General features: G+C 61.4%; 19 protein-coding genes and 1 pseudogene. 11 read left to right on the top strand and 9 right to left on the bottom strand.

Going from position 1 to position 20,106, the window contains the following annotated elements; translation table 11 throughout:
- The first annotated feature begins 20 nt into the window (after positions 1-20).
- Positions 21-2,411: a penicillin-binding protein 1A gene (locus G7048_RS06730; RefSeq protein WP_205750346.1), complete on the top strand. Its 2,391-nt coding sequence runs from the start codon at positions 21-23 to the stop codon at positions 2,409-2,411.
- Positions 2,412-2,478: 67 nt separating this feature from the next.
- On the opposite strand, the gene cyaY is transcribed toward G7048_RS06730, so the two are convergent.
- Positions 2,479-2,808: an iron donor protein CyaY gene (gene cyaY, locus G7048_RS06735; protein WP_166067385.1), complete on the bottom strand. Its 330-nt coding sequence runs from the start codon at positions 2,806-2,808 to the stop codon at positions 2,479-2,481.
- A gap of 12 nt (positions 2,809-2,820) precedes the next feature.
- Between cyaY and G7048_RS28755 the strand changes: the two are divergent.
- The 3 genes and pseudogenes from G7048_RS28755 to G7048_RS06745 form a co-directional block, all read left to right on the top strand.
- Positions 2,821-2,889, top strand: a pseudogene (locus G7048_RS28755) (hypothetical protein); the annotation flags it as partial.
- A 24-nt stretch (positions 2,890-2,913) separates the two neighbouring features.
- Positions 2,914-3,063 carry a hypothetical protein gene (locus G7048_RS28760; RefSeq protein WP_371747718.1) on the top strand — a complete coding sequence of 50 codons (150 nt, stop codon included), beginning with the start codon at positions 2,914-2,916 and terminating at the stop codon, positions 3,061-3,063.
- Positions 3,064-3,138: 75 nt separating this feature from the next.
- Complete coding sequence (locus tag G7048_RS06745) at positions 3,139-3,957, top strand: MBL fold metallo-hydrolase (RefSeq protein WP_166067387.1); 819 nt, start codon at positions 3,139-3,141, stop codon at positions 3,955-3,957.
- 41 nt (positions 3,958-3,998) lie between these two features.
- Here the strand turns inward: G7048_RS06745 and G7048_RS06750 are convergent, their stop codons facing one another.
- From G7048_RS06750 to G7048_RS06770, 5 genes are all read right to left on the bottom strand, one after another.
- On the bottom strand, positions 3,999-4,652 hold the full coding sequence (locus G7048_RS06750; protein WP_240933197.1) for a sulfite oxidase heme-binding subunit YedZ: 654 nt from the start codon (positions 4,650-4,652) through the stop codon (positions 3,999-4,001).
- A 5-nt stretch (positions 4,653-4,657) separates the two neighbouring features.
- The gene (gene msrP / locus G7048_RS06755; RefSeq protein ID WP_166067388.1) at positions 4,658-5,647 is read right to left on the bottom strand and encodes a protein-methionine-sulfoxide reductase catalytic subunit MsrP; all 990 of its coding nucleotides are present in this window, start codon (positions 5,645-5,647) and stop codon (positions 4,658-4,660) included.
- A 69-nt stretch (positions 5,648-5,716) separates the two neighbouring features.
- Complete coding sequence (ccsB, locus tag G7048_RS06760) at positions 5,717-7,048, bottom strand: c-type cytochrome biogenesis protein CcsB (RefSeq protein WP_166067389.1); 1,332 nt, start codon at positions 7,046-7,048, stop codon at positions 5,717-5,719.
- Entirely contained in the window at positions 7,045-9,207 is a 2,163-nt protein-coding gene (locus G7048_RS06765; protein WP_166067390.1) for a cytochrome c biogenesis protein ResB, read from the bottom strand. Before G7048_RS06765 ends, ccsB begins: the two co-directional genes overlap by 4 nt.
- Before the next feature lie 127 nt (positions 9,208-9,334).
- Positions 9,335-9,964 carry a cytochrome c gene (locus G7048_RS06770; protein WP_166067391.1) on the bottom strand — a complete coding sequence of 210 codons (630 nt, stop codon included), beginning with the start codon at positions 9,962-9,964 and terminating at the stop codon, positions 9,335-9,337.
- 108 nt (positions 9,965-10,072) lie between these two features.
- Between G7048_RS06770 and yihA the strand changes: the two genes are divergently transcribed.
- Positions 10,073-10,786: a ribosome biogenesis GTP-binding protein YihA/YsxC gene (yihA, locus tag G7048_RS06775; RefSeq protein WP_166067392.1), complete on the top strand. Its 714-nt coding sequence runs from the start codon at positions 10,073-10,075 to the stop codon at positions 10,784-10,786.
- 62 nt (positions 10,787-10,848) lie between these two features.
- Here yihA and G7048_RS06780 read toward each other — a convergent pair whose 3' ends face one another.
- Both G7048_RS06780 and G7048_RS06785 read right to left on the bottom strand, forming a co-directional pair.
- Positions 10,849-11,721 carry a lysophospholipid acyltransferase family protein gene (locus G7048_RS06780; protein ID WP_166067393.1) on the bottom strand — a complete coding sequence of 291 codons (873 nt, stop codon included), beginning with the start codon at positions 11,719-11,721 and terminating at the stop codon, positions 10,849-10,851.
- Positions 11,718-12,584 carry a lysophospholipid acyltransferase family protein gene (locus G7048_RS06785; RefSeq protein WP_166067394.1) on the bottom strand — a complete coding sequence of 289 codons (867 nt, stop codon included), beginning with the start codon at positions 12,582-12,584 and terminating at the stop codon, positions 11,718-11,720. The genes G7048_RS06780 and G7048_RS06785 overlap by 4 nt, the downstream gene beginning before the upstream one ends.
- A gap of 132 nt (positions 12,585-12,716) precedes the next feature.
- Here G7048_RS06785 and metK point away from each other — a divergent pair, with 132 nt between their 5' ends.
- Complete coding sequence (gene metK, locus G7048_RS06790; protein ID WP_166067395.1) at positions 12,717-13,901, top strand: methionine adenosyltransferase; 1,185 nt, start codon at positions 12,717-12,719, stop codon at positions 13,899-13,901.
- A gap of 180 nt (positions 13,902-14,081) precedes the next feature.
- Positions 14,082-14,255 carry a DUF1328 domain-containing protein gene (locus G7048_RS06795; RefSeq protein ID WP_166067396.1) on the top strand — a complete coding sequence of 58 codons (174 nt, stop codon included), beginning with the start codon at positions 14,082-14,084 and terminating at the stop codon, positions 14,253-14,255.
- Positions 14,256-14,263: 8 nt separating this feature from the next.
- Here G7048_RS06795 and G7048_RS06800 read toward each other — a convergent pair whose 3' ends face one another.
- Complete coding sequence (locus tag G7048_RS06800) at positions 14,264-14,965, bottom strand: NUDIX domain-containing protein (RefSeq protein WP_166067397.1); 702 nt, start codon at positions 14,963-14,965, stop codon at positions 14,264-14,266.
- 209 nt (positions 14,966-15,174) lie between these two features.
- Here G7048_RS06800 and G7048_RS06805 point away from each other — a divergent pair, with 209 nt between their 5' ends.
- Genes G7048_RS06805 through G7048_RS06820 form a run of 4 tightly spaced genes read left to right on the top strand, consistent with a single transcriptional unit; the run spans position 15,175 to position 20,095 of the window.
- The gene (locus G7048_RS06805; protein ID WP_166067398.1) at positions 15,175-16,041 is read left to right on the top strand and encodes an isochorismatase family protein; all 867 of its coding nucleotides are present in this window, start codon (positions 15,175-15,177) and stop codon (positions 16,039-16,041) included.
- 38 nt (positions 16,042-16,079) lie between these two features.
- Positions 16,080-17,303 carry a nicotinate phosphoribosyltransferase gene (gene pncB, locus G7048_RS06810; protein WP_166067399.1) on the top strand — a complete coding sequence of 408 codons (1,224 nt, stop codon included), beginning with the start codon at positions 16,080-16,082 and terminating at the stop codon, positions 17,301-17,303.
- Positions 17,304-17,309: 6 nt separating this feature from the next.
- Positions 17,310-19,010 (top strand): NAD+ synthase, encoded by a 1,701-nt coding sequence (locus tag G7048_RS06815; RefSeq protein ID WP_166067401.1) that lies wholly within the window; start codon positions 17,310-17,312, stop codon positions 19,008-19,010.
- 44 nt (positions 19,011-19,054) lie between these two features.
- On the top strand, positions 19,055-20,095 hold the full coding sequence (locus tag G7048_RS06820) for a bifunctional nicotinamide-nucleotide adenylyltransferase/Nudix hydroxylase (RefSeq protein WP_166067402.1): 1,041 nt from the start codon (positions 19,055-19,057) through the stop codon (positions 20,093-20,095).
- The last annotated feature ends 11 nt before the right edge of the window (positions 20,096-20,106 follow it).

The raw sequence follows: 20,106 nt of genomic DNA on the forward strand, positions 1-20,106 counted from the left end.
CCGCTAGCATTTGGACCCCTATGCCCCGTACTGAAACATCACCACCCTCCCCTTCAACGCCCCCGAAGCCCCGTCGCTCGATCCTGTCGTGGATCACGAGAGGCATTGTCTGGCTCTTCGGCGTTGCAGCGGCCTGCGTGGTTGCCGGAGTCATCGTGGTCTCCATCGGCCTTGCCATGGCGTACCCCAATCTGCCGGACATCTCCCAACTGGCTGACTATCGACCCAAGCTTCCCCTAAGAGTCTACTCACAGGAGGGCGCTCTGCTGGGCGAATTCGGGGAAGAGCGCCGGAATTTGACGCCAATCAACGAAATTCCGGATGTGATGAAAAATGCGGTCCTCGCCATCGAAGATTCGCGTTTCTTTGAGCACGGCGGGGTTGACTACAAGGGCATGGTGCGCGCCGCGCTGGCGAACCTCGGCAAGGTCAAGAGCCAGGGGGCATCCACGATCACCATGCAGGTGGCGCGAAACGTCTACCTCTCGTCGGAGAAGACCTTCACCCGCAAGATCTACGAAATTCTGCTGACCTTCAAGCTCGAGCATCTGCTGACCAAGAACCAGATCCTCGAGATCTACATGAACCAGATCTATCTGGGAAATCGCGCCTACGGGTTCTCGGCAGCGAGCGAAGCCTATTTCGGCAAGCCGCTCAAGTCGATCACCATCGCCGAAGCCGCCATGCTGGCGGGCCTGCCCAAGGCGCCATCGGCCTATAACCCGATCGCCAACCCCAAGCGCGCCCGCATGCGCCAGCTCTACATCATCGAGCGCATGCAGGAGAACGGCTACATCACGGCTGCGCAGGCCGCCGACGCCAAGAAGGAAGACCTGAAACTGCGCTCCGGCACCGACGACACCCGCGTGCACGCGGAATATGTCGCGGAAATGGTGCGCCAGATGATCTTTGCGCAGTACGGCAACGAGGCCTACACGCGCGGTCTGAACGTCTACACGACGCTCAATGCGGGCGACCAGGAGACTGCCTACACCGCCCTGCGCAAGGGCATCATGGACTACGAACGCCGCCAGCACTACCGCGGCCCCGAGCGCTTTGTCGACCTGCCCAAGGACTCGGCCGAAGCCGAAGACATGCTGGACGACGCCCTTGCCAACCATCCCGACAACGGCAATGTGCTGGCCGCCGTCGTGCTCGAAGCCTCGGCCAAGAAGGTGGTCGTGGCCCGCGCCAATGGTGAGGCGATCACCATCACCGGCGATGGTCTGAAGCCCGTTCAGTCCGGCCTCAGCGACAAGGCTCCGCCCAACATCAAGCTGCGCCGTGGCGCGATCGTGCGCATCATTCAGGTCCCCAAGCAGGGCTGGGAAATCACGCAGTTGCCCGAAGTCGAAGGCGCGTTCGTGTCGGCCGATCCGCGCACCGGCGCGATCAAGGCGCTGGTCGGCGGTTTCGACTTCGACAAGAACAAGTTCAACCACGTGACCCAGGCCTGGCGTCAGCCGGGTTCGAGCTTCAAGCCGTTCATCTACTCGGCGGCGCTGGAAAAAGGCTTCTCGCCTTCCACGGTCGTCAATGACGCACCGCTGTTCTTCAGTGCCGGCGTGACCGGCGGTCAGCCATGGGAGCCCAAGAATTACGACGGCAAGTACGATGGTCCGATGACCATGCGCACCGCTCTGGCACGCTCCAAGAACGTGGTGTCCATCCGCATTCTGCAGGCCACTGGCACCAAGTTCACTCAGAACTGGGTGACCCGTTTCGGATTCGATGCCGACAAGCATCCGCCCTACCTGACCATGGCGCTCGGTGCAGGCTCCGTCACCCCCATGCAGATGGTGACCGCTTACTCCGTGTTCGCCAACGGCGGCTATCGCGTCAATCCCTACCTGATCGCCCGCGTCACAGACCATCGCGGCCATGTGCTCTCCGAGGTGCCGCCGCCGTCGCTTGCCGACATGGATCGCGCCATCGATGCGCGCAACGCCTTCATCACCAACAGCCTGCTGCAGGAAGTGGCACGCTCGGGCACCGCAGCCAAAGCGCAGGCAACGCTCAAGCGCCCCGATATCTACGGCAAGACCGGCACCACCAACGACGCCTTCGATGCATGGTTTGGTGGCTTCCAGCCGACCATTGCGGCCATCACCTGGATCGGCTACGACACCCCGCGCAATCTGGGCAGCCGTGAAACCGGCGGCGGTCTGAGCCTGCCGATCTGGATCAGCTACATGGAACGTGCGCTCAAGGGCGTGCCCGTGTCCGAGCCGACGGTTCCACCTGGGGTCGTGAATGTGGGCGGGGAGTGGTATTACGAGGAGTACGCGCGCAGCGGCGGCGTCTCGAGCCTGGGAGTGGACAACTCGTCGGCAGGTGCCTCCAGCACAGCACCATCTGCGCCTCCACCGAGCGAAGAGCGCAACAAGATTCTGGACCTGTTCAGAAACTGATCCGACTCAAGCGCGCAAACCAAAGGCAGCGTCCCTCCCAAGGGCGCTGCCTTTTTGCTTGAGCCGATCAGGCTTGAAACGTCAACGACATCCCGGATTGCGCGCTCGCGTCGCGGCTCAGCTCGGCGAAGAATTCCGCTCCACCCTTGGTGTCACGCCACACCGAGCCGTCGAACTTGTAGTGATAACCACCGCTTTGCGCGGCCATCCACACCTCGTGCAGCGGCTTCTGCAGATTGATGACGATCTGGCTACGGTTGGCAAAAGTGATGGTCACCATGCCGCCGGAACGCTGGCTGTCCAGGTCCGCGTCGGTGGTTTCGTTGATTTCGTCGCAGCGCTGCTCAATTGCCATCAGCAGTTTTTCGGCGCGATCCATGAATTCGATGTCAGTCATTACAATTCGATTATGTTGAAGTCTTCCCAAATTCTATTCAGGTCGATTGCCCTCGGCGGGATTGCGGTAGTCCTGCTGGGTTGCGGGCAGCGCGGACCGCTGTATTTGCCGACCGAACCAGCCGCCGCCAACCGGGCCACATTGCCGCAGACACTGGACCCGACTCGCAGCTCCACCACCAAGGACGCCGCTCCTGCAGCTTCTGCACCGGCCCCTGCAGCCGCCCCCAACTCCCCTGCCAGCGCTGCTCGCTGACTGCCGTCTTGATTTCAATCAATACGAAAATTTGATTTTGCGCATAAATTGTTGCTTTCGATACGAAACAGCAACATGTCACTGGAACCCGTCGAACTCTACCGAGACAAGCGCCATATCTGCCTGATGTTTGCAGACCTCATCGAAGAGGACGGCGCCGCAGTGCAAGCGAATCAATTCCTGATTGTCGATGGGGACACCGGAGCGATCATCGATCCGGGCGGCAACCTCGCCTTCAACGAGCTGTTCATGGGAATGACCAAGTACTTCCCGCCGAACCGCCTGTCCTACCTGATCGCCTCCCACGCCGACCCGGACATCATCGCCTCGCTCGACCGCTGGATGACCAGCACCAAGGCGCAGCTCGTGATCTCCCGCATCTGGGAGCGCTTCGCCCCCCACTTCACCAAAGTCGGCAAGACCGAAAACCGCGTGATCGGCGTGCCCGACCAAGGCGCTCATCTGCCCCTCGGCCAGACCGAACTGGTGCTGCTGCCCGCGCACTTCATGCACGCGGAAGGCAATTTCCACTTCTACGACCCGATCAGCAAGATCCTGTTCAGTGGTGATCTGGGCGTCTCGATGACTTCGGGCGCTGAAGCGCGCAAGCCGATCACCGATCTGGCTGCCCACCTGCCGCGCATGGAGGGCTTCCACCGTCGCTACATGGTCTCCAACAAGATTCTGCGCCTGTGGACCAACATGGCCCGCCAGCTCGACGTGGACATGATCGTGCCGCAACACGGCTCGCCCATCATGGGCAAGAAGGCCATTCAGGACTTCTACAACTGGCTCGATGGCCTGAACTGCGGCATCGACCTGTTCGACGACCGCAACTACCAGTTCCCGACCGGCAAGATCGATCCCGTAGCGCGCAAGTACGTCGCAGCCTGATTCACCCCAGTCCCGCACGGAAAACCGCCTTGATGCACGCATCAGGCGTTTTTTTGTTTGCTTCTGCCTGCAAACCTCTTCCAGGTACGAGCAAGCAGCAGAGTCGCGATGATCGCGGCATAGACCAGCACTTCGTTGAAGTTGTTCTTGCCCGCCCGCATCCAGAAGAAATGCAGCAAGGCCAGTCCTGCGATCAGATAGATGCTGCGATGCAGCATCTGCCAGCGCCTGGCACCCATGGCCTTGAGGATGCGCTTGGGCGACGTCACCGCCAGCGCCGTGAGCAAAACGAACGCCAGAAAACCCACCAGAATGAACGGCCGTTTGGCGATATCGCGCGCCAGTTCATCCAGCTCGAAACCCATGTCCAGCCACGCGTAACCCAGAAGATGCAACACGGCGTAGAAAAACACGAACAGCCCCAGCATGCGACGAAATCGTGCGAGTGAAGGCGTGTTGATCCACTGTCGCAACGGGGTGACGGCCAACACCATGCACAGCATGCGCAGCGTCCAATCGCCCGTCGAACGAATCAGCGCCTCGGCGGGATTGGCACCAAGCAGGTCGTTGAACGCCGCGTAGATCAGCCAGGCGAACGGCAGCAGACAGAGAACAAACACCAGCGGCTTCGCGGCCTTCTGGCGCAGCAGGCTCTCCAGTGCATTGACGCGCGGGCGCTGCGTGAGGACTGCCACGTGCTTCAGTAGAACTTCTTCAGATCCATGCCCGCGTAGAGCTGGCCGACCTGCGCCTCGTAGCCGTTGAACATCAACGTCTTGCGCTTCTTGGCAAACAGGCCGTCTTCGCCAATGCGACGCTCGGTGGCCTGGCTCCAGCGCGGGTGATCCACCTCGGGGTTCACATTGGAATAGAAGCCGTATTCATTCTTGGCCGCCTTGTTCCAGGCCGTTCCCGGCTCCTTGTCGGTCAGCACGATCTTCACGATACTCTTTGCGCTCTTGAAACCGTACTTCCATGGCACGACCAGACGCACAGGCGCGCCGTTCTGGTTGGGCAGCACCTCGCCATACATACCGAAGGACAGCAGCGTCAGCGGATGCATGGCCTCGTCGAGCCGCAGTCCTTCCGTGTACGGCCAATCGAGCACGCGCGAGCCCACGAAAGGCATGGTCGCCTTGTCGGCCAGCGTGACGAATTCCACATATTTGGCCGCCGATGTGGGATCGACCCGCTTGAGCAGTTCGGAGAGCGAGTAGCCGATCCACGGAATCACCATCGACCAGCCTTCCACGCAGCGCAAGCGGTACACGCGCTCTTCCTGCGCGCTGAGCTTGAGCAGCTCTTCGATGTCGAAGGTTTTCGGCTTGGCGACCAGTCCCGTTACCTCCACCTTCCACGGTTTGGTGCGCAAGGTGCCGGCATTGCGTGCCGGATCGGCCTTGTCCGTGCCGAACTCGTAGAAGTTGTTGTAGGTGCTGGCGTCCTTGTAGGCGGTGATCTTCTCCATCGTGACGGCACCTGCCACCGCGGAGCGCGTGGACGGCAAGGCCGTCAGCTTGCCTGCGGGGGTGTAGCCCGCCGACTGGGCAAAAGCACCGGGCGCAGCACCCAACGCACCCGCCGCCAGTCCTTGCAAAAGAAAACGCCGCCGCTGTTCATACACAGCGCGCGGCGTGATGTCGGATCGGTCAGAATGAATGAAACCGCTGTCTTGGGTACGAATCAACATGATGGATGCCTTTGCGCAGGAAGTTGCAGGCTACGACAAAAGCATCCACTGTGGAGTCAGCCAACTGCCTCAAAGTTCACCGTAGCTGTGCAATCCGCTCAGGAACATATTGACGCCGAGGAAAGCGAACGTAGTGACCGCCAGACCCACGAGGGCCCACCAGGCCGACATCGTGCCGCGCAGGCCCTTCATCAATCGCATGTGCAACCAGGCCGCGTAGTTCAGCCAGACGATCAGCGCCCAGGTTTCCTTCGGGTCCCAGCTCCAGTAGCCACCCCAGGCTTCTGCCGCCCAGAGCGCACCCAGCACGGTCGCGATCGTGAAGAACGCAAAGCCGACGGCAATCGCCTTGTACATCACGTCGTCCAGCACTTCGAGTGCGGGAAGGCGTTCCGCGATCCTGCGGCGCGCAAGCAGAATGCCCGCGACGATCAGCGCCGAGACGCCGAAATAGATCATCCAGTAGGAGCTGCCCGTCTGCTGCGTCTGACGGAACGCAAGTGGCTCGAAGCACAGCGCCACGCCCAGCAACCACAGCGGCGCGAGCTTGTACCACTTGGTTTCGGTGGCCTGCTGCTTGATCAGGTAGGCAAACGCCACCATGGCCGAGAGCGCGAAGGTGCCGTAGCCGACGAAGTTGGCTGGCACGTGCAGCTTCATCCACCAGCTTTTGAGCGCCGGAACCAAGGGCTGGATCTGATGCGCATCACGCGCCACGCTGTACCAGAGCAGAAAGCCCACAGCCGCGCTCACCACCAGCATGACGAAACCGCCCAAAGCGCGAGTCTTGTACTGCGACTCGAAATACAGATAGAACAGCGCCGTCATCCAGCAGAACAGCACGAACACCTCGTACAGATTGCTGACGGGGATGTGTCCAATGTCGGGGCCGATCTGGTAGCTCTCGTACCAGCGCACCATGGTGCCGATCAGCGCCATCGTGACCGCCGCCCAAGCCAGACGCGAGCCCAGCTTCATCAGTGTTTCGCCCTCGCCCTTCACGAACATGCCGACCCAGTAGAACACCGTGCTGATGAAGCACAGCATGCTCATCCACAGAATGGCCGACTGGCTGGAGATGAAATATTTGAGCAAAAAGACCTTGTCGGCACGCGCCAGATCGCCCGCACCGTCATTCTGATAGAGGCCAATCGCGCCCAGCGCCACCGCCGTCACCACCAGCATCAGCGTCGCCAGCGGTCGCCAGAACCAGCCCAGCCAGATCGTGCTGGGAATCGCGCCGATCAGAATGCCCTTTTCGTACACGTCCATCGCATGACCGTAGCGTTGCAGCGTGAACAACCCGCCCGCGATCACGAGCGCGGCGAACACCCAGTCAAACCAGTTGCGCCGAGAAAAATACCCCTCGTTCAGGGTCATCGTGGTGGTTGCGGTGTTCATGCTGCCTTACCTCCGGGGTCACGCGCGACCCCCAATAATTTTCCGCTCAATTGCTCGAACTCTTTGTCTCCGTCCAGAGTCTTGCGATTCGTGGACAAGGCCATTGTGGCCTTCGATCCATTGCCCTCACCCGATTGAGCGGGTGCGAACCAGATCCAGATTCTGCGCTCTCGCACGTAAAGCATGGCGAACACGCCCAGAATCAACAATGCGCAACCGAGGTATACGATGTTGCGACCGGGCGCACGCGCTACCTGGAACACGCTGGCCTGCACCTGCTCGAAGTTCTTGAGTTCGAAGAACACCGGTGCGGGATAGAGCTGCACGTCGCTCAAGGTGAGCACGGCCTGTGTCATGAAGTTCTGTGTTTTTTCGTCAGGCGACATGGCCTTGAGCCCCGCCTTTTCGCGCGAAACCTGAGCCAGCTCGTACAGCACGCCGTTGAGAATGCGCACCAGCACCTCGCCCGCACGGGCACGCTCGGCCTCGGGCACATTCGCCTCGATGAAGTCGGAGACCGCCTGCAAACCCACCTGCTTTTGGTCGTTCTTCATGTCGCCTTCGGCAAACAGCGTGAGCGCACGCAGCGCGGATTGCTCCAGTTGCGCCGCCAACTCGGGGCGCTTGTCGTCCAGCGCCATCTTGGCGTAGCGCTTGACCGCATCTTCACGCAGGGCCGGATTCGACAGCGCCTCGCGCAGATGCAGGAAGCCGTCAATACCGCCTTCCGGATCGACCGGCACGCGCAAGTATCGGAACGGCTCAGCCGGAGTTTCGCGCACGCCCAGCAGATAGACCGGCTGACCGTCGCCCGTGTCCACGGGCAGCATGTAATTGACGAACTCGCGCGCCTGACCGGAGGCGTCGCGCAGCTTGTAGGTGATGCTCGGGCCCACGTTGCGCAGATCGCGCTTGGTGGAGCTCTTGTTGCCCGCGCCGAGACGCGATTCGATGGAGTGCTTCAAGTCGACCTTGCGCACATCGACTTCCGAGCCGCCCGCGCCACTCAGGTTTTCCACGTTCAGCACGCGCAGCGCGGTGAATTCCAGCGTCGCGGGATGACCGCCGATATCGTTGGCCGGCAGCTTCTGCGAGCCGCCGATCTCGCCATTGACCAGGAAGGGCTTGATGCCTTGCTGGAACGAGCGCGCCTGCAACTGCACCTTGGAGCCGCCGTCGTCGAAGCTCGACTGGTAAATCTCGATGCCCTTGTAGCTCGCAGGATGGTTCACCTCCACACGCGCATCCTTCTTCTCGCCGGTTTCCTTGTCGTGGATGACGATCTCGCTGGCGAACAGCTTGGGCATGCCGGTGGAGTAATACTCGACGATGAACTTCTTGAGCTCGATGGCGAATGGCAGCTCCTGCAGCAGCACGCCGTCCGACTGATTCAGGATCGCCGTGCTCGACTGCGTGCCCTCGGCCACCAGCAGGTTGCCGCGGAAGGTCGGGTTGCGGTCGGAGAGACGGTGTTCGGAAGCCACTTCGGAGATCAGCCCGCCGCCTGCGTAGGGCGATTTGCCACCCAGCAGCATCTGCGCGCGCACGATGAGATCGCCGTCGAACAACCCACCCAGACAGATCAGCACGATGGAGGTATGCGCTGCGATATAGCCGATCTTGTTGGCCGCGCCCGCCTTCGCTGCCAGCATCCAGCCCGTACCGGGACCGGCCGCCGTGTCGCGCTGCTGGAGTTTGACCTTCCAGCCGCCGGAAACCAGCAACTTGCCCAGCCGCTGCGCCTCGTCAGCCGGTGCGCCCGCCAGTTCCGCCTGCGCCTTGTGATGGAAGGCGTTCAGGCTTTTTTCGCGAATGTTTTCCTTGTAGTTGCGAATGTCGGCCAGGTACTTGGGCGCGTGCCTTGAAATGCACAACGAGGTGCTCACCACCAGAAACGCCAGAATCAGCAGAAACCACCAGGCGCTGTAGACCGCATTGAGCTTGAGCGACAGAAACAGGTCTGCCCAGAACGGCCCGAACTGATTCACATAGTTCACCGCAGGCTCGTGCTGCTTGAGCACGGTGCCGATCACCGAGGCGATGCAGATCACTGTGAGCAGTGAAATGGCAAATCGCATCGACGCCAGCAGTTCGGTCAGAGATCGCCCGTTCGGAGAGCTGGTTGACGCGTTGGAGGCGTCTAGGGTGGCGTCGGACATGGAAACTAGAGCGAAAAAAGAAAAAGGGCGGCCCATCCATCAAGATGCGCCCGCCCTTTTGGGTGTGATTATCGGCGGATGGTTCCCTCAATATGCCTTGGGAACCCGGAATTGGCCTTGAAATACTTTAACGCAGACCGGCAATGTAATCAGCAACCGCCTTGATTTCACGGTCATTCATTTTGGAAACTTCCTGCGTCATGATCGTGTTGTTTCCACGCTTTCCATCACGGAAATCGGTGATCTGCTTGACGGTGTAATCCGCATGCTGACCGCCCAGACGCGGGTATTGCGACGGAATGCCAGCGCCGTTCGGGCTGTGGCACCCGGCGCAGGCCGCAATATTGCGGTCCTGAATACCGCCGCGGTAGATTTTCTCGCCCAACGCGACCAGCTCCTTGTCCTTGGAGAAGCCATTCTTGGCCTTCTTGGACGCCAGCCACCAGGACACATTGCGCATGTCATCGTCGGACAACATGGCCGCCATGCCCTTCATCACCGGGTCATTGCGCTTGCCGGACTTGAATTCCTGCAATTGCTTGACCAGATACTCCGGATGCTGCTGTGCCAGCACGGGATTGGCAGCAATGGCGGAATTGCCATCGGCTGCGTGACAAGCCACGCAAACCGCGAAACTGGCCTCGCCTTTGGCAAGATCAGGCTTGGGCGCTTTCGCTGCGGATTCACCTGCAGCCAATGAAGGAACAGCGGTCGCTGCGACCGCAAAAGCCATCAACAAAGAGGCAAGCAACTTCATATCGAGGGTTCTTTTCTTATGAGTGCAAAACCTCGCCATTCTACAATGGGGGGCTTTTCGCGCCATCCCTTGGAAACCCGATATATGTCAACAAATCAGCAAGTGTCTATGCTTGACGCTTCAAAATCAGAACCCGACGCAAAGACGGCAATGGGATGGATGCACACCGCGCGCTTCTTCACCACAGCCGCTCAGCTTGATCAATTGCCTGAAGTCAGCGTCCCCGAAATCGCCTTCGTGGGCCGCTCCAACGCGGGCAAATCCACCTGCATCAACACCCTCACGCAGCAAAAGCAACTGGCCTTCGCCTCGAAGAAACCGGGCCGCACGCAGCACATCAACCTGTTTTCGCTTGGCAGGCAAGGCGTGACCGACGCCGTGCTGGCCGACTTGCCCGGTTACGGCTACGCAGCCGTCTCGCGCTCCGACAAGCAGCGCTGGCAGCGCGTGATGCTCAACTACCTGGTCAGCCGCGAGAGCCTCACCGGCATCGTGCTGCTGTGCGACCCGCGTCTGGGCCTCACGGAGCTTGACGAAGCCCTGCTCGAAGCCGTGCGCCCACGCGTGGAAGCAGGCCTCAAGTTTCTGGTGATTCTGACCAAGGCCGACAAGCTCACCCGCAGCGAACAGGCCAAGGTGCTGTCCATCACCAAGCTGAACGCTGGCGGCGGCGAAGTGCGCCTGTTCTCGGCGCTCAAGAAGCAAGGCGTGGACGATGTAGCCAAACTGCTGTGGCAATGGGCGCATCCGCCGGTAGGCGAACAGGCTGCGCCTGCGGCAGAACCTGACAGCCTCGATGACGAACCGCCGTCGGAAGATTGAGGCACAGCTTCCCAAAAAACCAAAGAGCAGCGGACTCAAAATCCGCTGCTCTTTTTTCATGTTCAGTACAACGACGCCTCGCCCTCGGGCCGTGTCTTGAAACGCTTGTGCACCCAGTAATACTGCTCGGGCATCTTCATGATGGCGGCCTGCAATTCCCGGTTCATGCGCGCCGTATCGGCCACATGGTCGTCCGTCGGGAAATTCTCCCAAGCAGGAGTGAGATGTGCGACGTAGCCCGTCGGCGTCATCTCGTTGTAGAGGGCGACCACCTTGGCCTTGCCCAGCCGCGCAAAGCGTGACAGCGACGGAATCGTGGCCGTGTTCTGCACCGCAAAGAAGGGCACGAAGACCGAGTCGTTCTTGCCATAGTCCATGTCGGGCAGCAAGTACAGAAGCCCGCCCTTGCGCACGCAGGAAATGATGGGCTTCACGCCATCTGCCCGGTTGAGCATGCGTACATGACCAAAGCGCTGGCGACCCGCCATGAACCAGGCGTCCAGCACCGGGTCCGGGTTGGTGGCGAAGATCGAAGTGAACTCACGCGTGGTGTTCAGCGGCAACGCCAGCCCACCCGCGTCCATGCTGTAGAAATGCGGCGCGAACACGATGGTCGGCGTGTCGCCCTCGATTTCATGCACCGCACCTTCGAGCTTCACGCGGCTGCGCACCAGCTCCTCGGAACCAAACCACAGCCAGCTGCGGTCCAGAAAAGTCTGGCAGAACACCTCGAACGTCTTCTTGGCCAAGGCCTTGCGATCGGCCCCGGGCATGTCCGGAAAGCACAGTTCCAGATTGCGCAGCGCGATCTTGCGACGCTTGCCTGCAACCACAAAGGCAACACGCCCGATGAAAGCGCCCAGCCCGCGCAGCATGGGCAGCGGCAGCTTGGCCAGCACATGCATGGCCCCAACACCCAGTTGGCTCCAGCTCATGCCTTGTCCCCTTCCGCAGAAGGAGACATCTGGGGGTCGACGCGCGGTTGCTTGTAGCGGCCATAGCCCCACAGGTATTGCTCAGGGCACTGGCGAATCGTGCGCTCCATGGCGAGGTTGATTTCCTGCACGGCGACGTCGAGTTCAGGCGACAACGGTGCTTCCAACGCCTCGAAGTACAGCTTGAAACCGCGCCCCCAGGACAGTCGCTCGCAACGGGCGACGATCACCGTCGCCCCAGTCTGCAAGGCCAGACGCGCCGCCAGCGTCATCGTGTAGGCATCACGCCCGAAGAAGGGCGACCACACGCCCAGCCCCTGCGGCGGCACCTGATCCGGCAGCAACCCCACCGCCGAGCCCTTGCGCAGCGCCTTGATCATCTGGCGCACGCCCGCCAGCGTGGTCGGCACGGCCTGAGCACCGGGGCGATTGCGCGCCGTCTCCAGAATCTCCGCCAGCCACGCCTGACGCGCGGGTCGATACAGCATCGTGATGTCGCCATACTTCGCCGACCAGCGCTGAGCAGCGGCATGCACCGACAGCTCGAAGCAGCCCAGATGCGGCGTGAGAAACACAATGCCCTTGCCCAACGCGTAGGCGCGATCGACCACTTCGGCATTGATGACCGTGCATTTCGGCAGCGATTGGCCCAGCCAGATGCGCGGCGTCTCGAACACCATGCGGCCTGCGTGCCCGACGGCCGAGTTCACCTGACCGAACGAGTAACCTGCCTGCCGGGCATTCTCGACAAAGCGCCTGCGATAGGTGGGCGACAGCGCAAAAGTCACCCAGCCCATGACGCCCCCCGCAAAGTGAAGCAGGCCTATTGGCAGCACGGATAAAAGACGAAAGAATGAATGCATTAGAATATGAGCTGTCGCTGAGTTAAATGAGCAACTTGCAGAGCGACGTAAAACAAATCTGCTAAAGCGTTCGCCAAGGCTTCTATTGCAGCTTGGGCAACGCCCCAAAAGCTGAACAAAGGAGTTTATTCAATGGCGAGCGACTTTCTCTTCACGTCAGAGTCCGTATCCGAAGGCCACCCCGACAAGGTAGCCGATCAGATCTCCGACGCAATTCTCGATGCTATTTTCGCGCAAGACCCGCACAGCCGCGTGGCAGCCGAAACACTGACCAACACTGGTCTGGTGGTATTGGCTGGTGAAATCACCACCGGCGCCAACGTGGACTACATCCAGGTGGCCCGCGACACCATCAAGCGCATCGGCTACGACAACACCGAGTATGGCATCGACTACAAGGGTTGCGCCGTGCTCGTGGCCTACGACAAGCAAAGCCAGGACATCGCACAGGGCGTGGACGCCGCCAGCGACGACCAACTGAACATCGGCGCTGGCGACCAGGGCCTGATGTTCGGCTACGCCTGCGACGAAACGCCCGAGCTGATGCCCGCGCCGATCTACTACGCACACCGTCTGGTCGAGCGTCAGGCACAGTTGCGCAAGGACGGCCGTCTGCCCTTCCTGCGCCCCGACGCCAAGAGCCAGGTGACGATGCGCTATGTGGACGGCAAGCCCCACAGCATCGACACCGTGGTGCTGTCCACCCAGCACAGCCCCGACCAGTCCGAGTCGGCCACGAAGATGAAGGCATCGTTCACCGAAGCCATCATCGAAGAAATCATCAAGCCCGTTCTGCCCAAGGAATGGCTGCTGGACACCAAGTACCTGATCAACCCGACAGGTCGCTTCGTCGTCGGCGGTCCTCAGGGCGACTGCGGCCTGACCGGTCGCAAGATCATCGTCGACACCTACGGCGGTGCCTGCCCTCATGGCGGCGGTGCGTTCTCCGGCAAGGATCCAACGAAGGTGGACCGCTCCGCAGCCTACGCCGCACGCTATGTGGCGAAGAACGTGGTGGCCGCAGGTCTGGCGCGTCAGTGCCAGGTGCAAGTGGCCTACGCGATTGGCGTGGCGCGTCCGATGAACATCACCGTGTACACCGAAGGCACGGGCGTGATTCCTGATTCGGAAATCGCCAAGATCGTCGCAGCCAATTTCGACCTGCGTCCACGCGGCATCATCGAAATGCTGGATCTGCGTCGCCCGATCTACCAGAAGACCGCCGCCTACGGCCACTTCGGTCGTGAAGAGCCCGAGTTCACCTGGGAAAAGACTGACAAGATCGCCGCGCTGCGCGCCGCTGCTGGCCTGAAGTAATCTCAGCCCACGCCAGACAAGAAAGCCAGATCCTCGATCTGGCTTTTTTTCATCTCATGGGAAAGCGGGCCACTGTCATTCTTTGCCTACGAGCATTGTCAGTGTCTGCCCACTGCCCCTCTCGCTGGCGCGCCCTAAGCTGGCAGCATTCCAATCCATTTCCTGTCAAAGGACGTTGCAATGCTCAAGTGGGCCATCATTTTTGCCATCGTTTCCCTGGTAGCCGGCGTGTTTGGCTTCACGGGTGTCGCGGCTGGAGCCGCCAGCATCGCCAAGGTGCTGTTCTTCATCTTCCTCGTGATCGCCGTGATCTTCATCGTGCTGGCCGTTCTGGGGATTGGCGCAGTCACCTGATCAACTGATCACAGCCCGCGCTCCAGCAGGGACAGGCTGCGGCGAAACTCCGGGCGCAGCCGGTACAGTTGCGCTGGCCTGTGCGCCCCGCCGCTGCGCATCGCACCTGGAACGGCTTCGAGCATGTCCAGCTCGTCCATCTTGCGGCGAAAGCTCACCTTGTTGACCGCCTCGCCAAGCACCACCTCGTAGGTCTGCTGCAGTTGTGGCAGCGTGAATTCCGGGCCGCACAGAAACACCGGCAGCGACGAATAAAGGCTCTTGCTGCGCACCCGTGCCATGGCCGCCTCCACGATGCGCGCATGATCGAAAGGCAGCTGCGGCAAGGCGCTCACATCGCACAACTGCAGTTGCGCCGCACGATCCACGTCTTGCGCCAAGGCTGCCTGCAATTCCTCATGCGACACCAACGCGCAATACGTCACCGCAATCGACCAGCCACGCGGATCGCGCGCCAGCCCCGAGAACGTCGCCAATTGCTCCAGATATGGGCTGGCGATGCCCACCTTCTCCTTGAGCACCCGCGCCGCGCTCTCCTGCGTGTCGGCATCCTCATCCGCATGCACAAACCCGCCGGGCAGCGCCCACGCTCCCGCAAACGGCGCCTGCTCGCGCCTGAGCAGCAGTACCTGCAACGCGGACTCCTTCAAGCTCAGCAGCACCACGTCCACCGTGCAAACGATGGGCGTTGGCGTTCTGTGCTCTTTCATGGCGGGATATTCTGTCAAACCAGTTTTCATCGAGTTCATTGCAATATAAAACAAACTCTAGCTGATCCATCGCCATGTGCCAAGCTCATCATGCGAACCCCGAATCTTGTCGCTCGCATGCTTTCACAGGCCTTAACATTGTTAGTTGCAAAATTGAATTAACAGGTTTAGACTGAACCCATCAAGCAACCCTCTGGAGGTTTTCATCCATGTCCGGCAACACCAGCAGCACGCAACTCCTCATCATCGATCCGCAGAACGACTTCTGCGATCTGCCCGACCACTGGTGCCCCATGGATCCGCGCAGCGGAGCGCATGTGCTGCCCGCCCTGCCGGTCAAGGGCGCGCATGCCGACATGCAGCGCCTCGCGCAATTCATCCGCAAGCATGAAGCGCAGATCGACCACATCACCGTCACGCTCGATTCGCACCAGCGCTACGACGTGGCGCACCCCAGCTTCTGGCGCAAGGGGGATGGCTCGGATGTGCAGCCCTTCACGCCGATTCTGGCCAGAGAAGTGCGCGCCGGAACTTACGCGCCACGCGACCCGCGCGCGCTCGAACGCGTGCTGCAGTACATGGACACGCTGGAATCCCAAGGCCGCTACGTACTGATGGTCTGGCCCGTGCACTGCGTGATCGGCAGTTGGGGCCATGGCGTGCACGCCGACGTGCATGCGGCCTGCGATGACTGGCAGGTCAAGCGCCGCACGGCCGTGCACAACGTCTTCAAGGGAATGAACCCATGGACCGAGCACTACAGCGCCATTCGCGCCGAAGTGCCCGATCAGGAAGACCCCGAAACCGACGTGAACGACCGCCTGCTGCGCGAACTGGTGAAGGCCGACCGGCTCATCATCGCCGGTGAAGCCAGCAGCCACTGCGTGCGCTCGACCGTGGAAGACATCGTGAACTATCTACCCAAGCTCTCGCCCGAATGGACACCCTCGCGCGTCGTGCTGCTGACCGACTGCACGAGCCCCGTGGGCGGCTTCGAGCAAGAGCAGGCGGCGTTTCTCGAAGCCATGCACACTCGGGGCGTGCAGTTGGCACAATCCTCCGATCTGGCCCTCTGAATTTTTCGTCGGCGTTCAAACAAGAATCGACACACACCATGCGCATTCAAGACAAGCCCGTCATCACCAGTCTGCTGGACACCGACCTCTACAAATTCACCATGTGGCAGGCGCTGCTGCACCGGCATCCGCAGACACAGGTCGAATACCGCTTCGTGTGCCGCAACCGGCCCGAGTACCCGCTGACCGAGCTGCTCGATGAAGTGAACGCCGAACTCGACGCGCTGTGCAGCCTGCGCTTTGCGAAAGACGAGCTCGAATACATCGGCTCGCTGCGTTTCATGCGCAGCGACTTCATCGACTTTCTGCGCATCTTCCAGTTCCAGCGCAACTTCATCCGCGCCTGGGCCGAAGGCGAAACGCTGAACATCGTCGCCACCGGCCCGCAGGTGCATGTGATGGCGTTCGAGATCTTCGTGCTCGCCATCGTCAACGAGCTGTATTTCCGCCGCGCCGATCAGGCCGCTGCCATCGCAGAAGGCCGCAAGCGACTGGCCGACAAGATCACGCATGTGCAGGCGCTCGCCAAAGAAGCCAAGCCGCTGCGCAACCCGTTCGAGCTGTTCGACTTCGGCGTGCGCCGCCGCTTCAGCGGTCCATGGCAACGCGAGGTCGTCACCGCGTTTGCCGAGCAGACATCGCAATGGTTCAAGGGCACAAGCAATGTGCTGCTGGCGCGCGATCTGAACCTCGTGCCCATCGGCACCATGGCGCATGAATATCTGCAGACCTATCAGGCACTCGGCGTTCGGCTGCGCGACTTTCAAAAACAGGCGCTCGAAGACTGGGTGCAGGAGTATCGCGGCGACCTCGGAATCGCGCTGACCGACACCGTCGGAATGGATGCGTTTCTCGCCGATTTCGACCTCTATTTCGCCAAGCTGTTCGACGGCCTGCGCCACGATTCCGGCGATCCATACGCCTGGGGCGAAAAGGCGCTCGCGCACTACAGAAAGCTGCGCATCGACGCGAACACCAAGCGCTTCGTGTTCTCCGATGGACTCAACGTGGACACGGCGCTCGCGCTCTATCACCACTTCGGCGATCACGTGCAACTGGGCTTCGGCATCGGCACGCAGCTCACCAACGACATGGGTCTCAAGCAGCTCAACATCGTCATGAAGATCGTGCACGCCAACGGCCAGCCGGTCGCCAAGCTCTCCGACAGCCCCGGCAAGACCATGTGCGACGACGAGACCTTTCTCGCCTATCTGCGCCAGGTCTTCAACGTGCCCGATCCCGTCGCCACCACCAAGGAATAAGCAGCCATGTTCCGCATCACGCTCGCGCAACTGAACTTCACCGTCGGCGACATCGAAGGCAATGTCGAACGCATGATCGCCGCAGCCCGCCAGGCCGCGCTCGACGACTCGGAGATGATCGTCTTCTCCGAGCTTGCCCTGTGCGCCTACTACCCCGGCGACATGCTGGACGACAAGCACTTTCTCGACCGCATCGAGGAAGGCATCGCCACGCTCAAGCGCGCATCGACCACGCTGCCCGATCTGCACTGGGTGATCGGCACACCGACCCTGCGCAACGGCCCCGGCAAGCACCTGCACAACAGCCTGCTGGTGCTGCGCAACGGCACGGTTCGACTGAAGTACGACAAGCAGCTTCTGCCCACCTACAACATCTTCGACGAACGCCGCCACTTCGAACCCGGCCCCGACGTAGCCAAGGTGCTGCGCATCGGCGAAACACAGGTCGGTTTCATGATCTGCGAAGACGGCTGGAACGACGACGGCGACGACTACAGCGCCAACCCCTTCATGCGCATGGCCGACGCCGCGCCCGAAGTGGTGGTGAGCATCAACGCCAGCCCCAGCAACGTGGGCAAGCGCGAGCAGCGCCACCAGGTGTTTGCCGACGCGGCCAAGCGCCACGACCTCACGATTCTGTACGTCAACCAGATCGGCGGACACGACCAGATCGTCTACGATGGTGCGTCCTTCGCGGTCGAACCGGAACGCGGCGTGGTGTTCGAAGCCAGCCGCTTTGTCGAAGACGTTCGCACGCTGCAACTGAGCAATGGCCGCTTCAACCTGCCGGGCGGCGAGCCGCTCTCCTCGGTGCCCAAGGAAGGCCTGCCGACGATGAGCTTCTATCGCGAACAGATCGTGCTCGGCCTGCGCGACTACGCACGACGCTGCGGTTTCACCAAGGTCGTCGTCGGCAGCTCCGGCGGCATCGACAGTGCGCTCACGTTGGCACTCGCCACCGAAGCGCTGGGCGCGGACAACGTGGTCGCCGTCACCATGCCATCGCACTTCTCCAGCAGCGGCTCGGTGAGCGACTCCAAGGCGCTGTGCGACAACCTCGGCATCCAGTTGTTCACGCATCCGATTGCCGAACTCGTGCACCAATATGCCCAGCAGTTTCTCGGCGCGTTCTCGCAACCGCTGATCGGTCTGCCGCTCGAGAATCTGCAGGCCCGCATACGCGGCACCATCCTGATGGAGTACTCGAACGCCTTCGGCCATCTGCTGCTCACCACGGGCAACAAGTCGGAGATTTCGGTGGGCTACTGCACGCTCTACGGCGACACCAACGGCGGCCTCGGGCTGATCGGTGATCTGTACAAAACCGAGGTGTTCGCGCTCTCGCAGCACATCAACGAACACGCAGGCCGCGAGTTGATTCCGCAAGCCATCATCAGCAAGGAACCGTCCGCCGAACTCGCTCCCGGCCAGCGCGATGCCGACAGCCTGCCGCCCTATCCGGTGCTCGACGAAATACTCAAACTGCTGATCGAGGGCGACGGCCTTTCCACTGGCGAATACGAACAGGCACGGCAGTTCATGCAGCGCCTGCGCGCCAGCAAGAAGGGCCGCGACCTGATCCAGCGCGTGCGCATGATGGTCGCGCGCAGCGAATACAAGCGCCGCCAGGCCCCGCCCATCATCCGCGTGCGCGCCAAGGCGTTCGGCTCCGGCCGGCAGATGCCGATTGCCGCGCGCTACATTTGAGCGTTCCGCCCCCGATCGCCCGCACCACCGCATCCACAAGTTTCATGTACGACACCGCCATCCTCATCGGCCGCTTCGAGCCGGTCCACACCGGTCACTTGGCCCTGCTCAACCGCGCGCTCGAAGAGGCCGGCAAAGTCATCATCATCGTCGGCTCAGCCTTTCAGGCGCGCTCGCCCAAGAACCCGTTCACCTGGAAAGAGCGCGCCGACATGCTGCTCGGCAGCTTGAACGATGCGGACCGCGCGCGCGTCGACGTCGTGCCCGTGCGCGACTACTACGACGAAGCCCGCTGGGTGCGCGCCGTGCAGCAAGCCGTGTCCGCGCGCACACAGCCCGGCTCGCGCATCGGCCTCGTCGGTCACTTCAAGGACGCCAGCAGCAGCTACTTGAGCGCCTTCCCCGACTGGGAACTCATCCCGCTTGCGCGCCAAGGCGAAATCGACGCCACGATGATCCGCAACGCCTACTTTGGCGCCACGGCAAAGACGATTCCGATTGCGCTCTCGCCCTTTCACGACGTGCTGCCCAAATCCACGCGCACGCTGCTCGAACAATTCGCCACCCAACCCGAATTCGCCGAGTTGCAGAACGAGTGGCGCATGCTGCGCGGCTACCGCGAGGCTTGGGCCAGCGCGCCGTATCCGCCCGTCTTCGTCACCGTCGACACCGTGCTGCGCTGCCAAAACCAGATCCTGCTGATCCGCCGCGCCCACGCACCGGGCCGAGGCCTGCTCGCCCTGCCCGGCGGCTTCATCGAGCCACGCGAAAGCATCTGGCAATCCTGCCTGCGCGAGCTGGTGGAAGAAACCCATTGCGACGTGACGCCCGAGCGCCTCAAGCAAACCCTGCAATCCGTCCACGTCTTCGACCACCCCGACCGCAGCCAACGCGGCCGCACCATCACGCACGCGCACTACTTCGATCTGGGTGAGTCACCGTTGCCGAATGTGCGGGCCGATGATGATGCGGCGCAGGTGCTCTGGCTGCCGATCGATCAGATCGCGGGCCACGAAGAGTCCCTGTTTGAAGATCACTTTCAGATACTCAATCACTTTCTGAAAGACCAAATCAAGGTCGGATAACAACGCTTCGC

Origin of the sequence: Diaphorobacter sp. HDW4B, from assembly GCF_011305535.1 — a bacterium.
In the GTDB taxonomy this organism is placed as follows: domain Bacteria; phylum Pseudomonadota; class Gammaproteobacteria; order Burkholderiales; family Burkholderiaceae_C; genus Diaphorobacter_A.

Coding starts and splice junctions, on each gene's coding strand:
- G7048_RS06730 (WP_205750346.1), top strand. CDS start 21: ATGCCCCGTACTGAAACATCACCACCCTCCCCTTCAACGCCCCCGAAG.
- cyaY (WP_166067385.1), bottom strand. CDS start 2,808: ATGACTGACATCGAATTCATGGATCGCGCCGAAAAACTGCTGATGGCA.
- G7048_RS06745 (WP_166067387.1), top strand. CDS start 3,139: ATGTCACTGGAACCCGTCGAACTCTACCGAGACAAGCGCCATATCTGC.
- msrP (WP_166067388.1), bottom strand. CDS start 5,647: ATGTTGATTCGTACCCAAGACAGCGGTTTCATTCATTCTGACCGATCC.
- ccsB (WP_166067389.1), bottom strand. CDS start 7,048: ATGAACACCGCAACCACCACGATGACCCTGAACGAGGGGTATTTTTCT.
- G7048_RS06765 (WP_166067390.1), bottom strand. CDS start 9,207: ATGTCCGACGCCACCCTAGACGCCTCCAACGCGTCAACCAGCTCTCCG.
- G7048_RS06770 (WP_166067391.1), bottom strand. CDS start 9,964: ATGAAGTTGCTTGCCTCTTTGTTGATGGCTTTTGCGGTCGCAGCGACC.
- yihA (WP_166067392.1), top strand. CDS start 10,073: ATGCTTGACGCTTCAAAATCAGAACCCGACGCAAAGACGGCAATGGGA.
- G7048_RS06780 (WP_166067393.1), bottom strand. CDS start 11,721: ATGAGCTGGAGCCAACTGGGTGTTGGGGCCATGCATGTGCTGGCCAAG.
- G7048_RS06785 (WP_166067394.1), bottom strand. CDS start 12,584: ATGCATTCATTCTTTCGTCTTTTATCCGTGCTGCCAATAGGCCTGCTT.
- metK (WP_166067395.1), top strand. CDS start 12,717: ATGGCGAGCGACTTTCTCTTCACGTCAGAGTCCGTATCCGAAGGCCAC.
- G7048_RS06795 (WP_166067396.1), top strand. CDS start 14,082: ATGCTCAAGTGGGCCATCATTTTTGCCATCGTTTCCCTGGTAGCCGGC.
- G7048_RS06800 (WP_166067397.1), bottom strand. CDS start 14,965: ATGAAAGAGCACAGAACGCCAACGCCCATCGTTTGCACGGTGGACGTG.
- G7048_RS06805 (WP_166067398.1), top strand. CDS start 15,175: ATGTCCGGCAACACCAGCAGCACGCAACTCCTCATCATCGATCCGCAG.
- pncB (WP_166067399.1), top strand. CDS start 16,080: ATGCGCATTCAAGACAAGCCCGTCATCACCAGTCTGCTGGACACCGAC.
- G7048_RS06815 (WP_166067401.1), top strand. CDS start 17,310: ATGTTCCGCATCACGCTCGCGCAACTGAACTTCACCGTCGGCGACATC.
- G7048_RS06820 (WP_166067402.1), top strand. CDS start 19,055: ATGTACGACACCGCCATCCTCATCGGCCGCTTCGAGCCGGTCCACACC.